This is a genomic window from Streptomyces sp. NPDC007945 (assembly GCF_042958885.1).
Taxonomy (GTDB): domain Bacteria; phylum Actinomycetota; class Actinomycetes; order Streptomycetales; family Streptomycetaceae; genus Streptomyces.
Genome location: NZ_JBIBJV010000008.1, coordinates 46,059 through 60,636, shown reverse-complemented (window position 1 = coordinate 60,636; position 14,578 = coordinate 46,059). Strand labels below are relative to the sequence as shown.

The 14,578-nt window shown below is 74.3% G+C and carries 13 protein-coding genes; 5 read left to right on the top strand and 8 right to left on the bottom strand.

The annotated features are described in order from the left end of the window. Positions 1-71: 71 nt before the first annotated feature. The 6 genes from hflX to miaA all read right to left on the bottom strand — a co-directional run bounded on the left by hflX (position 72) and on the right by miaA (position 8,157). Positions 72-1,565 (bottom strand): GTPase HflX, encoded by a 1,494-nt coding sequence (hflX, locus tag ACFZCF_RS24570; protein WP_388449486.1) that lies wholly within the window; start codon positions 1,563-1,565, stop codon positions 72-74. 160 nt (positions 1,566-1,725) lie between these two features. After that, a complete protein-coding gene (locus tag ACFZCF_RS24565; protein ID WP_388449487.1) occupies positions 1,726-3,285 on the bottom strand; it encodes a M1 family metallopeptidase in 1,560 nt (519 codons plus the stop codon). Between the two features lie 84 nt (positions 3,286-3,369). Continuing rightward, the gene (locus tag ACFZCF_RS24560) at positions 3,370-5,505 is read right to left on the bottom strand and encodes a RelA/SpoT family protein (protein WP_388449488.1); all 2,136 of its coding nucleotides are present in this window, start codon (positions 5,503-5,505) and stop codon (positions 3,370-3,372) included. A 202-nt stretch (positions 5,506-5,707) separates the two neighbouring features. Continuing rightward, positions 5,708-6,583 carry a diaminopimelate epimerase gene (gene dapF, locus ACFZCF_RS24555; protein ID WP_388449489.1) on the bottom strand — a complete coding sequence of 292 codons (876 nt, stop codon included), beginning with the start codon at positions 6,581-6,583 and terminating at the stop codon, positions 5,708-5,710. A gap of 76 nt (positions 6,584-6,659) precedes the next feature. Beyond that, a complete protein-coding gene (locus ACFZCF_RS24550; RefSeq protein WP_388449500.1) occupies positions 6,660-7,109 on the bottom strand; it encodes a hypothetical protein in 450 nt (149 codons plus the stop codon). 109 nt (positions 7,110-7,218) lie between these two features. After that, positions 7,219-8,157, bottom strand: a complete 939-nt coding sequence (miaA, locus tag ACFZCF_RS24545) for a tRNA (adenosine(37)-N6)-dimethylallyltransferase MiaA (RefSeq protein ID WP_388449490.1) — start codon at positions 8,155-8,157, stop codon at positions 7,219-7,221. 353 nt (positions 8,158-8,510) lie between these two features. Between miaA and ACFZCF_RS24540 the strand changes: the two genes are divergently transcribed. Both ACFZCF_RS24540 and ACFZCF_RS24535 read left to right on the top strand, forming a co-directional pair. Beyond that, the gene (locus ACFZCF_RS24540; protein ID WP_388449491.1) at positions 8,511-8,678 is read left to right on the top strand and encodes a gliding motility protein; all 168 of its coding nucleotides are present in this window, start codon (positions 8,511-8,513) and stop codon (positions 8,676-8,678) included. 28 nt (positions 8,679-8,706) lie between these two features. Next, positions 8,707-8,979, top strand: coding sequence for an Rv0909 family putative TA system antitoxin (locus ACFZCF_RS24535; protein ID WP_391288790.1), 273 nt, complete (start codon positions 8,707-8,709; stop codon positions 8,977-8,979). A gap of 82 nt (positions 8,980-9,061) precedes the next feature. Here the strand turns inward: ACFZCF_RS24535 and ACFZCF_RS24530 are convergent, their stop codons facing one another. Both ACFZCF_RS24530 and miaB read right to left on the bottom strand, forming a co-directional pair. Continuing rightward, on the bottom strand, positions 9,062-9,769 hold the full coding sequence (locus tag ACFZCF_RS24530) for a class III extradiol dioxygenase subunit B-like domain-containing protein (RefSeq protein WP_391288789.1): 708 nt from the start codon (positions 9,767-9,769) through the stop codon (positions 9,062-9,064). A 271-nt stretch (positions 9,770-10,040) separates the two neighbouring features. Next, a complete protein-coding gene (gene miaB, locus ACFZCF_RS24525) occupies positions 10,041-11,534 on the bottom strand; it encodes a tRNA (N6-isopentenyl adenosine(37)-C2)-methylthiotransferase MiaB (RefSeq protein ID WP_391289074.1) in 1,494 nt (497 codons plus the stop codon). Positions 11,535-11,707: 173 nt separating this feature from the next. On the opposite strand from miaB, the gene ACFZCF_RS24520 reads away from it, so the two are divergent. The 3 genes from ACFZCF_RS24520 (at position 11,708) to ACFZCF_RS24510 (ending at position 14,527) form a co-directional block, all read left to right on the top strand. Then, a complete protein-coding gene (locus ACFZCF_RS24520) occupies positions 11,708-12,745 on the top strand; it encodes a GlxA family transcriptional regulator (RefSeq protein WP_388449494.1) in 1,038 nt (345 codons plus the stop codon). A 231-nt stretch (positions 12,746-12,976) separates the two neighbouring features. After that, entirely contained in the window at positions 12,977-13,597 is a 621-nt protein-coding gene (locus ACFZCF_RS24515) for a cysteine hydrolase family protein (RefSeq protein WP_388449495.1), read from the top strand. A gap of 255 nt (positions 13,598-13,852) precedes the next feature. Then, a complete protein-coding gene (locus tag ACFZCF_RS24510; RefSeq protein WP_391288786.1) occupies positions 13,853-14,527 on the top strand; it encodes a VTT domain-containing protein in 675 nt (224 codons plus the stop codon). The last annotated feature ends 51 nt before the right edge of the window (positions 14,528-14,578 follow it).

The following is a 14,578-nucleotide window of genomic DNA, read 5'->3' as shown; positions in this document are numbered from 1 at the left end:
CGAGCGCACGAGAAGGGCGCCGGCCCCCTCCCGATCACGGGAGGGGGCCGGCGCCTCGGTACGGCTCGTGCTCAGTGCGCGGCGGGGACGTACGGCGCGAGCGCCGCCGCCAGCTCCTCGTGCACCCGGGCCTTGACCAGCGTGCCCTCGGGCGTGTGCTCCTCGGAGAGCATCTCGCCCTCGGCGTGGACACGGGAGACGAGACCGCCCTGCGTGTAGGGCAGGAGGACCTCGATCTCCACCTCCGGGCGCGGCAGCTCGCGGTCGATCAGGGCGAGCAGCTCCTCGATGCCTGCGCCCGAGCGGGCGGAGACGGCCATGGAGTGCTTCTCGACGCGGAGCAGCCGCTGGAGGACCAGCGGGTCGGCCGCGTCGGCCTTGTTGACGATCACGATCTCCGGCACGTTCACCGCGCCGACGTCCCGGAAGACCTCGCGCACGGCGGCCAGCTGCTCCTCCGGTGCGGGGTGCGAACCGTCCACCACGTGCAGGATGAGGTCCGCGTCGGCGACCTCCTCCATGGTGGAGCGGAAGGCCTCGACCAGGTGGTGCGGCAGGTGCCGGACGAAGCCGACGGTGTCGGCCAGGGTGTAGACCCGGCCGGACGGCGTCTCGGCCCGGCGGACGGTCGGGTCGAGGGTGGCGAACAGGGCGTTCTCCACCAGGACCCCGGCGCCCGTGAGGCGGTTGAGCAGGGACGACTTGCCGGCGTTGGTGTATCCGGCGATGGCGACCGAAGGCACCTTGTGGCGGCGCCGCTCCTGCCGCTTGATGTCGCGGCCGGTCTTCATCTCCGCGATCTCCCGGCGCATCTTCGCCATCTTCTCGCGGATGCGGCGCCGGTCGGTCTCGATCTTGGTCTCACCGGGACCACGGGTGGCCATGCCGCCACCGCCGCCGCCACCCATCTGCCGGGAGAGCGACTGGCCCCAGCCGCGCAGGCGCGGCAGCATGTACTGCATCTGCGCGAGGGCGACCTGCGCCTTGCCCTCTCGGGACTTGGCGTGCTGGGCGAAGATGTCGAGGATCAGGGCGGTCCGGTCGACCACCTTGACCTTGACGACGTCTTCGAGGGCGATGAGCTGGCCGGGGCTGAGCTCGCCGTCGCAGACGACGGTGTCGGCGCCGGTCTCGACGACGATGTCCCGCAGCTCCTGGGCCTTGCCGGAACCGATGAAGGTCGCCGGGTCGGGCTTGTCGCGGCGCTGGATCACGCCGTCGAGGACGAGGGCGCCCGCCGTCTCGGCGAGGGCCGCGAGCTCCGCCAGGGAGTTCTCGGCGTCCTGCACGGTCCCCGAGGTCCAGACGCCGACGAGCACGACGCGCTCCAGGCGCAGCTGCCGGTACTCGACCTCGGTGACGTCCTCGAGCTCGGTGGAGAGGCCGACGACACGGCGCAGGGCCGCGCGCTCGGAGCGGTCGAACTGCTCGCCGTCCCGCTCTCCGTCGATCTCGTGGCTCCAGGCGACGTCCTCTTCCATCAGGGCATCGGCCCGAAGGCTCTCGGTGCGGCGCGACTGCGCGAAGCTCTGCTCGTCCTGGGAAGGGGAAGAAGAGGAGGTCATTGGATCCTTACGTCGGTTGGAACGATGGTGTCGGTGACAACGCGCGGCGGCCCCGGAAGATTCCCGCAGGGTTCCCGGAGCGCGGGGAGGTCCCCGCACGGCCGCGTCGCCGACCTGAAAATGGTGACACGGCGGCCGGGCGGCCGTCACCCGGGTTTCCTCAGCGGGCGCCGTCCTGGGCGGGGAGGGAGCGCCAGTCCGGGTGGCCGGGCATCGGCGGGGTCTTCTCCCCGTACAGCCATCCGGCGAAGAAGGCGTCGAGGTCCTGCCCGGAGACCCGCTCCGCGAGGGCCGTGAAGTCGGCGGTGGTGGCGGTGCCGTCCCGGTGGGCGGCGACCCAGCGCCGCTGCAGCCGGTCGAAGGCGTCGGCGCCGATGGTCTCCCGCAGGGCGTAGAGGACGAGGGCGCTGCCGTCGTAGACGACGGGCCGGAAGAGGCTGATCTTGTGCCCGGGCGCGGGCGGGCGGGGCGCCGCCGGGGGCCCGCCGTCGGCGCGCCAGCCGTCGGAGGCGGCGTAGGCGGCCTTCATCCGCTTCTCCAGGGACCTGTCGGCCGTCTCGTCGGCGTACAGCGCCTCGTACCAGCTGGCGTGGCCCTCGTTGAGCCACAGGTCGGACCAGGTGCGCGGGGAGACGCTGTCGCCGAACCACTGGTGGGCCAGCTCGTGGACCATGACGGCGTCCACGTACCACTCGGGGAAGCGGGGGTCGGTGAAGAGGCGCCGCTCGAAGAGGGAGAGGGTCTGGGTCTCCAGCTCGAAGCCGGTGGTGGCGTCGGCGATCAGCACGCCGTACGTCTCGAAGGGGTACGGGCCGACCTTGCCCTCCATCCACGCCAGGTGGCCGGGGGTCCTGCGCAGCCAGGGCTCCATGGCCTCCCGGTCCTGGGCACGGACCACGTCCCGGACCGGGAGGCCGCGCGGGCCGGTGCGGTGGAGGACGGCGGAGCGGCCGATGGAGACCTGGGCGAGTTCGGTGGCCATGGGGTGGTGGACGCGGTAGGTCCAGGTGGTGGTGGCGCCGTGGTCGTCGCGGCCGGCGGGCAGGCCGTTGGCGACGGCCGTCAGCTCGCTCGGGGCGGTGATCCGGAAGGTGAAGGCGGCCTTGTCGGAGGGGTGGTCGTTGGAGGGGAAGACGCGGTGGGCGGCGTCGGCCTGGTTGGCCATGGCGAGGCCGTCGGAGGTGCGCACCCAGCCGCCGTTCGCGGCGGGGCCTCGGGGGTCGCTGGTGTGGCGGACGGTCACGGTGACGGCCTCGCCGGCGTCGATCGGCACGACGGGGGTGACGATCAGGTCCTCGCCGCTGGTCGCGAAGCCGGCCGGTACGCCGTCGACGGTGACGCCGGAGACCGTGCCGTGCGTGAAGTCGAGGTGGAGCCGGTCGAGGTCGGCGGTGGCGAGGGCGTCGACGCGGGTGACGGCGGCGAGCGGCTCGGTGTTCACGCCGGAGTAGGTGAGGTCGATGTCGTAGGCGAGGACGTCGTACCCCGGGTTGCCGAGGTGGGGGAAGAGCGGGTCGCCGATGCCGAGCGGGGTGGGGGCGGGCACGGTCGCGGCGACCAGTCCGGCGCCCGCGGCGACGAGTCCGGCGGCCCGCAGCCAGGGCTTCCGGCGCGGTCGCCGGGGTGTGCCGGGGGCGGGCGGGGCCCCGGTCGCGGGGGCGTCCGCGGCGGGGGCACCGGTGGTGGGGGCGGGCGGGCGGGGCGGGGAAGTGTGCGCCATGGGCCAGGGCTACCAGGGCCCCGGCCCGCTCCGCGGGTCGACGCGCTCACCCGCCACCCGAAGGTGTCACCGGCGGGCGGGAGGTCAGAGGCGGTGGGTCCGGGCCACGTCGTACACGCCGGGGACCTCGCGCATGGCGCGCATGAGGGCGGGGAGTTCGGCGGCGTCGGCCAGTTGCAGGGTGTACGTGTGGCGGACCCGCTGCTCGGTCGGCGGCTCGACGGTGGCGGAGACCACCTCGGCGCCGGCGGTGGCGATGGCCTCGGTCAGATCGGCGAGCAGGCCGGGGCGGCCGAACGATTCGGCTACCAGCGTCACCCGGCAGTGGGCGGCGTCGCCCCAGCGGACGGGGACGGCGGCACGGCCGAGGCGGCGCATGACGTCCACGGCCGGACAGCCCGTGCGGTGGGCGGTGACGGCGCCGCCCCGGACCCGGAAGCCGGTGATGGCGTCGGGGGGCACGGGGGTGCAGCAGCCGGCCGGCCGGACCGGGGCGGCGGGGGCGCCGTCGAGGTCGGCGTGGAGCTCGGCGCCCGAGCTGCGGTCGGCGGCGACGCTGAGCGGCGGGCGGGGGGCCGCGGCGGGCGGGGCGGCGGCCTGCGGGTGCGCCTGGAGCCAGGCGGTGATCGCGATCCGCGCGGCCGGGGTCCTGGCGTGGTCCAGCCACTCCGGGGAGGGCCCGGAGCCGGCGTCCTGGGCGAGGAGCAGCTGCACGGTGTCGCCGTCGGAGAGGACGGTGCCCAGGGGCGCGAGGCGGCCGTTGACGCGGGCGCCGAGACAGGCGTGGGCGGCCTCGCCGTGCTGGGCGTAGGCGGCGTCGACGCAGGTGGAGCCGGCGGGCAGGCCGAGGGTCCCGCCGTCGGCGCGGAAGACGGTGATCTCGTGGTCCTCGGCGAGGTCGGCGCGGAGCGAGCTCCAGAAGGTGTCGGGGTCGGGCGCGGACTCCTGCCAGTCGAGGAGGCGGGCGAGCCAGCCGGGACGGGTGGGGTCGGTGCGCTCGCCGTCCTCGGCGGCCTCGGACGGGTCGACGGCGTCCGGGGCCGCCCCGAGGGGGCTGCCGAGGGCGACGACGCCCGCCTCGGCGACCTTGTGCATGCGGTGGGTCCGGATCAGGACCTCGGCGACGGCGCCGTCGGGGGCGGCGATCGCGGTGTGCAGCGACTGGTACAGGTTGAACTTGGGGGCCGCGATGAAGTCCTTGAACTCCGAGATCAGCGGGGTGAAGCAGGTGTGCAGCTCGCCGAGGACCGCGTAGCAGTCGGCGTCCTCGGCGACGAGGACGAGGAGCCGCCCGAAGTCGCAGCCGCGCAGCTCGCCGCGCTTGAGGCGGACGCGGTGGACGGAGACGAAGTGGCGGGGCCGGACGAGGACTTCGGCGGCGATGTCCGCCTCGCGCAGGACGGTGCCGACCTGTTCGGCGACGGCGGCGAGCGCGTCCGGCGATCCGGAGCCGGTGGCCTCGGCGATGAGCGCGCGGGTGGCCTCGTACTCCTCGGGGTGGAGGATGGCGAAGACCAGGTCCTCCAGTTCGGTCTTGAGGGCCTGCACGCCGAGCCGTTCGGCGAGCGGGATGAGGACGTCGCGGGTGACCTTGGCGATGCGGGCCTGTTTCTCGGGCCGCATCACGCCGAGGGTGCGCATGTTGTGCAGCCGGTCGGCGAGTTTGATGGACATGACGCGGACGTCGTCGCCGGTGGCGACGAGCATCTTGCGGAAGGTCTCGGGTTCGGCGGCGGCACCGTAGTCGATCTTCTCCACCTTGGTGACGCCGTCGACGAGGTACGCGACCTCGTCGCCGAACTCCCGGCGGACCTGATCCAGCGTCACCTCGGTGTCCTCGACGGTGTCGTGGAGGAGCGAGGCGGTCAGGGTGGTGGTCTCCGCGCCCAGCTCGGCGAGGATGAGCGTGACGGCGAGCGGATGGGTGATGTACGGCTCGCCGCTCTTGCGGAACTGGCCGCGGTGCGAGGACTCGGCGAGCACGTACGCCCGGCGCAGCACCGACAGGTCGGCCTCGGGGTGGTGGGCGCGGTGCGCCTCGGCGACGTGGCTGATGGCGTCCGGCAGCCGGTCGCGGGAGGCGGGACCGGCGGTGGCGCCGAGCAGGGCCGCGCGGCCGATCCTGCGCAGGTCGAGCCGGGCACGTGCGCGCCTGCGGACGCGGGGGTCGGTGGCGGCCGTCTCGGCCGCGCTCACGGGGTTCGTGGCCTCTGCGCTCATGGGCAACCTCCGGCGGCGTCGACCGGCGGTGGACGGGCGAGGAGAGCCCGGGGGGCCGGTGCTTGATGCTACCGACCCCACCACGCGGGGCAGTCCCGCTCTCGCCCAGCGTGAACCGGATCACCCATTCGAGCGATACGTGAGTCGTTGACAGTTTCGATTGGGCCGCAGGGAGGGGCCGTCGGAACGAACCGGAGGGGGCTCAGCCGGCGGCGAGCCAGGAGGGCTCCAGGGTGCCTTCGGCGACGATGACGGCGGGACCGGTCATCTCGATGCCGCCGTCGGGGTGCTCGGTGATGACCAGGGTGCCGCCGAGGACGTCCACGGTGTACGTGACGGGGGCGCCGGTCACGGCCGGGTCGGCCCCGTCGCGGCGGGCGGTGGCGACGGCCACCGCGCAGGCGCCGGTGCCGCAGGAGCGGGTCTCGGCGGCGCCGCGCTCGTGCACCCGCATGGCGACGTGGCGGGGGCCCCGGTCCACCACGAACTCGATGTTGACCCCGTCCGGGTAGACCGACGCGGGCTCGTACGGCGGCTCGTCGTACAGCGTGCCCGCGTGCGCGAGGTCCTCGACGAAGGCGACCGCGTGCGGATTGCCCATGTTCACGTTCCGCGCGGGCCAGCTGCGGCCGTCGACGGCGACCGTGACGCCCTCCTCGGGGAGGACGGCGCGGCCCATGGAGACGGTGACGGAACCGTCCTTGTCGAGGTGGACGCGCTTGACGCCGCCCCGGGTGGCGACGGCGACCTCGCCGGCGGTGACGTGGCCGGCGTGCTCCAGGTAGCGGGCGAAGACCCGGACGCCGTTGCCGCACATCTCGGCGACCGTGCCGTCGGCGTTGCGGTAGTCCATGAACCACTCGGCCTCGTCGGCCATGGCGCGGGCGTCGGGGTGGGCGGCGCTGCGGACGACGTGCAGCACGCCGTCGCCGCCGAGGCCGGCGCGGCGGTCGCAGAGCCGGGCGACGAGCGCGGGGGGCAGGTCGATCTCGTTCTCCGCGTCGGGGACGATCACGAAGTCGTTCTCGGTGCCGTGGCCCTTGAGGTAACGGAGCGGGGTGGTCTGCGTGCTGGTCACGGGATCAACTGTACGGTGCCGCCCCGACACCCGTTCCGGTCGTCCACAGGGCGGCCCGGTCGCGGTCCCGCGCGGTTCAGCGGAGGCGGGCGACGCGCCAGACGGCGAGGGCGACGAGGGCCGCGATGGACGTCACGTACAGGGCGAGGACCCGCCAGTCCGGGCGCTCGCCGGAGCCGCGCTGCGGCAGCCCCGGCCAGGTGTACCCGACCCTGCGGGCGGCCATGACGCCCCAGCCGGCGGCGCAGAAGCTGATGAGGAGTCCCAGCATGGCGACGACCGCGCCGGCGTCCCCGGAGCCGAAGGCGAGCGGGAAGGCGAACATCAGCGAGCCGACGGCGGCGAGCCCCACGATCGGGGCGAGCTGCCAGAACCTCAGCAGCCGCCGCGGGCGCAGCTCGACCTCGACCTCGTCGGCGATCTCGATCGCGGAGCCCTCGGCGTCGTCGGGACCGTCCGGGGTCAGCCCCGGGGCACTCCCGGGGACCGCCTCGTGCTGTTCTCTGTCGCGAGGGCCGGCCTCCATCGCCACGCGCCCTCCCCACTCGGACTCCACCTTGGTCGATCGATGCTCGATGATGGCACGCTCCCGACCGCGGAAATGACGGGCAGGGCGTCCCGATGCCATCACGTGATCAGGCTGTAACCGCTCGTTCGACCAACGACAGCGCCTCCCCCGGGAGTTCCGCGCGGTGATCGGCGGCCCCGCTGAGCCAGTGGACGCGCGGGTCGCGGCGGAACCACGAGTCCTGGCGGCGGGCGAAGCGCTTGGTGGCGCGCACGGTCTCGGCGCGCGCCTCGTCCTCGGTGCACTCCCCGGCGAGCGCCGCGAGCACCTGCTGGTAGCCGAGGGCGCGGGAGGCCGTGCGGCCCTCGCGCAGTCCGAGCGCCTCCAGCGCGCGGACCTCGTCGACGAGGCCGGCCTCCCACATGCGGTCCACCCGGGAGGCGATCCGCTCGTCGAGTTCGGGGCGGGCCACGTCGACGCCGATCTGGACGGTGTCGTAGACGGACTCGTGGCCGGGGAGGTTGGCCGTGAAGGGCTTGCCGGTGATCTCGATGACCTCCAGGGCGCGGACGATCCGGCGGCCGTTGCTGGGGAGGATCGCGCGGGCCGCCTCGGGGTCGGCGGCGGCCAGACGGGCGTGCAGGACGCCGGAGCCGCGCTCCTCCAGCTCCGCCTCCAGGCGGGCGCGGATCCCGGGGTCGGTGCCGGGGAACTCCAGGGCGTCCACGGCGCCGCGTACGTACAGGCCGGAGCCGCCGACGAGGACGGGGGTGCGGCCCTCGGCGAGCAGCCGGTCGATCTCGGCGCGGGCGAGCCGCTGGTACTCGGCGACGCTGGCGGCCTCGGTGACGTCCCAGATGTCGAGGAGGTGGTGCGGGACGCCGCCGCGCTCCTCGGGCGTCAGTTTGGCGGTGCCGATGTCCATCCCTCGGTAGAGCTGCATCGAGTCGGCGTTGACGACCTCGCCGCCGAGCTGCTGGGCCAGGAACACACCCAGATCGGACTTTCCGGCTGCCGTGGGGCCGACGACGGCGATGACCCGCGGTGCGGGAGCTGCGCTTCTCACCGTCCCAGTCTCGCAAACCTCCGGAGGCGTCCCCGAACGAGCGACGTGACACGGGGTCGGGGGGTTCGTTGCCCGTGCGTGGTCCGGGCCGTGTTCGCGGCCGTTCCCCGGCCGTGGTTCCCCGCGCACGGCACCCCTGACGAGTAGGCTGAGGAGTGAATATGGGTGTTTTCTCAAGGTTTCGCCGGAAGAAGCAGTCGGCGGAGGAGTCCGGTGAGCAGGTCTCGGCGGAGCTCAACGAAGCCGGATCCGAGTCCGGAACCGGGTCGGGGGCGGGGTCGGCGCCCGTTTCCGGGTCGGGATCCGGGTCCGAGCCGGGCTCCGGGTCGGGGGCGGGTGGGACGGTGACGCGGGTGGCCGTCCCGGGAGTGACCGTCCCGGAGGAGTCGTCCGCCGAGGCCTCCGAGGCGACGGAGGCCGTCGCGGAGGTCGTGGAGATCCCCCGGCAGCAGTCGGCCGACACCGCCGCGGACACCGCCGCGGACGCGGCGGGCGAGACCGGGGAAGCCGCCCGCACATAGGCACGACACGGAGACGGAGAGGTGCCCCATGGGCTTCCTGGATTCACTGAAGGCCAAGCTCGGCCCGGCCAAGGGCAAGGTCTCGGACCTCGCGCAGCAGCACGGGGACAAGATCGACCAGGGTCTGGACAAGGCGGCGAGGATCGTCGACGAGAAGACCAAGGGCAAGTACAGCGGCACGATCCGGTCCGGTACCGGCAAGGCCAAGGAGGCCCTCGACCGGATCGGGCAGAAGGACGACGGCAGGCCCGGCACCGACGGCACGCCGCCGACCCCGCCGACTCCGCCGCCGGCCGCCTAGGCACTGACCGTACGACGGACTCGGCCCGCGGAGCGGCAGTACGCGCTCCGCGGGCCGCGTCCGTCGTGGGGCGGGACCGCGCTCAGGACCAGACGGCGACCAGGTACTCGACGCCGTACGGCGCGCCCTCGTGCAGCAGCCGGCCGGTCAGGTCCGCGCCCTCGGCGGCGCCCGCGAGGACCTGCCAGGGGGCGCGTCCCGCGGCCTTCAGCTCCCGGGCGAGGTCCGCGTCGAGCGCGAGGACGCCGGGCACGTCGGCCGAGCCCAGGACACGGGCCGCCTCGGCGTCGAAACCGGCGGCGCGCTCGTCGAAGTAGCCGGGGGCCTTCACGGTGCGGCAGGCGCTGCCGTCCCCGAGGACGAGCAGGGCGACCCGCTCGGCCGAGGCGGCGAGCCGCCGCCCGTACTCCGCGCACTCCTCGGCGGAAGCCTCCTCGTCGACCCCGAGCCCCTCCACGGCCGCGCCGGACGCACCGGTACGGGAGAGCAGCCAGGCGCCCACGGCGAGCGACGCCGGCAGCGGGCGGTCGCCCCCGGGACCCTCGCCGAGCCGCACGGCGAGGTCGGCGCCGAAACCGGCGAAGGAGCCGGCGGAACCCGCCGGGAAGACGCCCGAGGCGTCCCCGGACGCCACCCCGACGACGTACAGGCGATCGGGCCGGGCGGCGGCGAGCACCCCGAGGGCGTCCGCGCAGTGCGCCCGCGCGGCGTCCATCTCGGGGGCGGCACCGCTCGCGACCTCGGGCACGAGCAGCGGCGGGCAGGGGCACACGGCGGCGGCGACAAGCATGATCCGCAGCCTACTGCCCCACCCAGCCGGGAGCGCGGGGCCGACGGCTCGACACCGCGGGGCGGTGGCGTGCGCCGCGGGGAGCGGGTGCGGACCGGGACGGGGCGCGGGCCGGGGGCGTACGGGCCGAGCGTCGGCGCCGGCCAGACGTCAGCGGGAGGCCGGGTACGGCCGCCCCACGCTCACCGGACCGCGCGGACGCCCCCGCTCACCGACCGTGGCATGGGCGCCCCTACTCGCCGACCCCGGCACTGATGATCCGGAGCGGGTATCAGTGGGCGACGCCGCAGGCCGGGGCTTCGGCGGCCGGGAGCGGGGCGGGGGCGCCGATCTTGGGGAGGCCGAGCAGGACGCCGGCCGGCTTGGCGGCGGCCGCGGCGGTGCGCTTCTCCCACGCGTCGCCCGCGCGGGTGCGCCGGACGGCGGTGGTGGGGCCCTCGGCGAGGAGGTGGTGCGGGGCGGCGTAGGTGATCTCGACGGTCACCACGTCGCCGGGGCGGACGTCCTCGTCGGGCTTGGTGAAGTGGACGAGCCGGTTGTCGGGCGCGCGGCCGGAGAGGCGGTGGGTGGCGCCGTCCTTGCGGCCCTCGCCCTCGGCGACCATGACCTCCAGCGTGCGGCCTACCTGCTTCTTGTTCTCGTCCCAGGAGATCTCCTCCTGGAGGGCGACGAGGCGCTCGTAGCGGGCCTGCACGACCTCCTTGGGGATCTGCCCCTCCATCTCGGCGGCCGGGGTGCCGGGGCGCTTGGAGTACTGGAAGGTGAAGGCGTTCGCGAAGCGGGCCTCGCGGACCACGTGCATGGTCTGCTCGAAGTCCTCCTCGGTCTCGCCGGGGAAGCCGACGATGATGTCGGTGGAGATGGCGGCGTGCGGGATCGCGGCGCGGACCTTCTCGATGATCCCGAGGAAGCGCTCCTGGCGGTAGGAGCGGCGCATGGCCTTGAGGACGGTGTCCGAGCCGGACTGAAGCGGCATGTGCAGCTGCGGCATCACGTTCGGCGTCTCGGCCATGGCGGCGATGACGTCGTCGGTGAAGTCGCGCGGGTGCGGGGAGGTGAAGCGGACCCGCTCCAGGCCCTCGATGGCGCCGCAGGCGCGCAGCAGCTTGCTGAAGGCCTCGCGGTCGCCGAGGTCGGAGCCGTACGCGTTCACGTTCTGGCCGAGCAGGGTGATCTCGGAGACGCCCTCGGCGACGAGCGCCTCGATCTCGGCGAGGATGTCGCCGGGCCGGCGGTCCTCCTCCTTGCCGCGCAGGGCGGGGACGATGCAGAACGTGCAGGTGTTGTTGCAGCCGACCGAGATCGACACCCAGGCCGCGTACGCCGACTCGCGGCGGGTCGGCAGGGTGGAGGGGAAGGCCTCCAGGGACTCGGCGATCTCGACCTGGGCCTCCTGCTGCACGCGGGCGCGCTCCAGGAGGACCGGCAGCTTGCCGATGTTGTGGGTGCCGAAGACGACGTCGACCCACGGGGCCCGCTTCACGATGGTGTCGCGGTCCTTCTGCGCCAGGCAGCCGCCGACGGCGATCTGCATGCCGGGGCGGGCGGTCTTCATCGGGGCCAGGTGGCCGAGGTTGCCGTACAGCTTGTTGTCGGCGTTCTCGCGGACCGCGCAGGTGTTGAAGACGACGACGTCGGCGCCGTCGGCGTCCTTGGGCGCGCGGACGTAGCCCGCCTCCTCCAGCAGACCGGAGAGCCGTTCGGAGTCGTGGACGTTCATCTGACACCCGTAGGTGCGAATGTCGTAGGTCTTCGGTCCTTCGATGCCCACTGTGAGACTCCGGTCGCTGCTGCTGGTCGTGTTTTCCAGGGTATGGAGTCTTCAAGAGTAGGCGGTCCGCCGCGGGCTCCGGGCCGGACGCCGGAGCCCGGCCGATGTCGGGATGTGACAGGGAATCGTCATTGCCGTCACGGCGCGGGGCGGGCGAAGGTGGAGGCATGTCCGAGACCACCGCCTCCGCGACCACCGCAGGGCGCCCCGCGCACCCGGTGCACCGGGTCGTCGTCGCGGTCTTCCCCGACGTGGACCTCCTCGACGTCACCGGGCCGGCCGAGGTCTTCGCGCTGGCCAACCGGGAGTCGGGCCACGAGCGCTACCGGGTGCGGCTCGCCGCGCCCGGCGGCGCCGGCGCGGTGCGGACCTCGGCGGGGGTGCGGCTGCTCGCGGACCTCGGCTTCGACGAGGTCGGCGCGGACGTCGACACCCTGCTCGTGCCGGGGGCGGTGGACCCCGGCGAGGACGGCGGGGTCGTCGCCCGGCTCGACCCGGAGGTCGTGCGCTGGGTGCGGGAGACCGCGCCGCACGCCCGGCGGGTGGCGTCGGTCTGCGTCGGCGCGCACGTGCTCGCCGCGGCGGGCCTGCTCGACGGGAGGCCGGCGACGACCCACTGGTCGACGGCGGCGCAGCTGGCCGCCGACCACCCGGAGGTCACCGTCGACCCCGATCCGATCTTCGTACGGACGGACCGGGGGCGGCTGTGGACCGGGGCCGGGATCAGCGCCTGCCTCGACCTGTCCCTCGCCCTGGTGGCGGAGGACCTGGGCGAGGAGACGGCGTTGGCGGTGGCGCGGCAGCTCGTCATGTACCTGAAGCGGCAGGGCGGCCAGAGCCAGTTCTCGGTACCGCTGAGCCGCCCGGCGGCCGGTCGGCGGGACATCGACGAGCTGCGGCTCTGGATCGCGGACCACCTCCACGAGGACCTGTCCGCGGAGCGGCTCGCCGGCAGGATGTGCCTCAGCGAGCGGCACTTCGCCCGGGTCTTCGCGCAGGAGACGGGGTCGAGCCCCGCCGCCTACGTGGAGGCGGCCCGGATCGAGGTGGCCCGGCGCCACCTGGAGACCTCGGACGCGCCGCTCGCCGAGGTGGCGGCGCGGGCGGGACTCGGTTCGGTGGAGACCCTGCACCGGGCCTTCCGCCGCCAGCTCGCGACGACGCCGGCGGCGTACCGGCGACGCTTCCGCACCGGCGCCGGCTGACGGCCCTTCCCCGCGCCGCCCCTTCCTCCGCGGTCCCTCCGCCCCCAGGCCGCCCTTCCTTCCCGCCCTGCCTACTCGCCCCCCAGGCCGCCTCTCCCTCCCACCGTCCCTCCTCCCGCCGTCCCCCTCCCCCGCCATCCCTTCCCCCCCGCCGTGGGTGGCTTCACCACGCCCACACGGCACCCCTTTTCACCCTTCCTCACCGCATTTCATAAGAAAGGTCAAGAAAAAATGAGCAGCACTCCCTCCACCCCCCTCCGTTCCCTCTCCGGTCTGAGCGACGAGCCGGCCCGGCTCTCCGAGGCGGCGCTCGTCCTCATCGACGTCCAGAACACCTACCGCTCCGGCGTCATGGCCCTCGAAGGCGCCGAGGAGGCCGTCGCCGAGGCGGCGCGGCTCCTCGCCCGGGCCCGCGCGGCCGGCACTCCGGTCGTCCACATCCAGCACGACAGCGGCGAGGGCTCCCCCTACGACCTCACGGCGCCGGTCGGCGCGATCTGCGACGAGGTGGCGCCGGTGGAGGGCGAGCCGGTCGTGGTGAAGAACTTCCCGAACGCCTTCCACGCCACCGACCTGGAGAAGGTCCTGACGGGCCTCGGCTTCGCCGCGGGCGACGGGAAGGAGCTGGTGCTCGCCGGCTTCATGACGCACATGTGCGTCACCTACACCGCCCAGGCCGCCTTCAACCTGGGCTACCGGCCCACCGTGGTCGCCGAGGCGACGGCCACCCGCGCCCTCGCCGCGCCGGACGGGACGGTCGTGCCCGCCGCCGAGCTGAAGCGGGCCGCGCTGACCGGGCTTACGGACGTCTTCGCGGTCGTGGTGCCGACGGCGGCGGACCTGCGGGCCTGAGCCGGGACCGGCGGGGCCGGGCCGAGCGGCCCGTGCGGTACTCCGCAGGGGCCGTGGGACCGGGCCGAGCGGCCCCTGCGGTTCTCCCGCAAGGTCGTGGGACCGGGCCGAGCGCCCCCTGCGGTTTTCCGCAGGGCGACGGGCGGGAACGCGCATACCGGCTCCGAGCCGGCCTTCCTAGCGTGGGGAGGGTCCCCCGGCCGGGTCGGCCAGGGGACCTTCCGGGGGAACCGTCCCCGTCACCATGGAGGGCTCATGACACCGCTCACGACCGTTCTCGCCCAGAAGCCCGACGGCGCTCCGGCCGACGGCATCGCCGGCTGGGCCGCCGACCTCGTCGACACGCTCGGCGGGCCCGGCGCGGGACTCGCAGTCGCCCTGGAGAACCTCTTCCCTCCGCTGCCGAGCGAGGTGATCCTCCCGCTGACCGGATTCGCCGCCGGCCAGGGCGTGCTGAGCCTCGCCTCCGCGCTGTTCTGGACGACGCTGGGCTCGGTGGTGGGCGCGCTCGCCCTCTACGGGATCGGCGCGCTGTTCGGCCGGGAGCGGATGCACGCGCTGTGGGCGCGGCTGCCGCTGGTGAAGGTCGCGGACCTGGAGCGGACCGAGGCGTGGTTCCGGCGGCACGGCACGAAGGCGGTCCTCTTCGGCCGGATGGTGCCGATCTTCCGCAGTCTGATCTCGGTCCCGGCCGGGGTGGAGCGGATGCCGGTCCCCCTCTTCCTGCTGCTGACCACCGTCGGCAGCCTCGCCTGGAACAGCGTCCTGATTCTCGCCGGCTACGTCCTCGGCGACCGCTGGGAGCTGGTCGAGGCGTACGTGGGCGTGGTCTCCAAGGCCGTCCTCGTCCTGGTCCTGGCCGCCGCCGCGACCTGGCTCGTCGTCCGGTTCCGGCGGCGCGGGGCGGAGCCCCGGCACCGGCGCGCCTAGGGCCTGTCGTCAAACTCCCGGCGTCGCCCGGAGGGCGGCCCCGCGGCGTCA

Excerpts from the sequence above, each read along its gene's own strand:
- hflX (WP_388449486.1), bottom strand. The coding sequence starts at position 1,565 with ATGACCTCCTCTTCTTCCCCTTCCCAGGACGAGCAGAGCTTCGCGCAG.
- ACFZCF_RS24565 (WP_388449487.1), bottom strand. The coding sequence starts at position 3,285 with ATGGCGCACACTTCCCCGCCCCGCCCGCCCGCCCCCACCACCGGTGCC.
- ACFZCF_RS24560 (WP_388449488.1), bottom strand. The coding sequence starts at position 5,505 with ATGAGCGCAGAGGCCACGAACCCCGTGAGCGCGGCCGAGACGGCCGCC.
- ACFZCF_RS24550 (WP_388449500.1), bottom strand. The coding sequence starts at position 7,109 with ATGGAGGCCGGCCCTCGCGACAGAGAACAGCACGAGGCGGTCCCCGGG.
- ACFZCF_RS24535 (WP_391288790.1), top strand. The coding sequence starts at position 8,707 with ATGGGCTTCCTGGATTCACTGAAGGCCAAGCTCGGCCCGGCCAAGGGC.
- ACFZCF_RS24530 (WP_391288789.1), bottom strand. The coding sequence starts at position 9,769 with ATGCTTGTCGCCGCCGCCGTGTGCCCCTGCCCGCCGCTGCTCGTGCCC.
- ACFZCF_RS24520 (WP_388449494.1), top strand. The coding sequence starts at position 11,708 with ATGTCCGAGACCACCGCCTCCGCGACCACCGCAGGGCGCCCCGCGCAC.
- ACFZCF_RS24515 (WP_388449495.1), top strand. The coding sequence starts at position 12,977 with ATGAGCAGCACTCCCTCCACCCCCCTCCGTTCCCTCTCCGGTCTGAGC.
- ACFZCF_RS24510 (WP_391288786.1), top strand. The coding sequence starts at position 13,853 with ATGACACCGCTCACGACCGTTCTCGCCCAGAAGCCCGACGGCGCTCCG.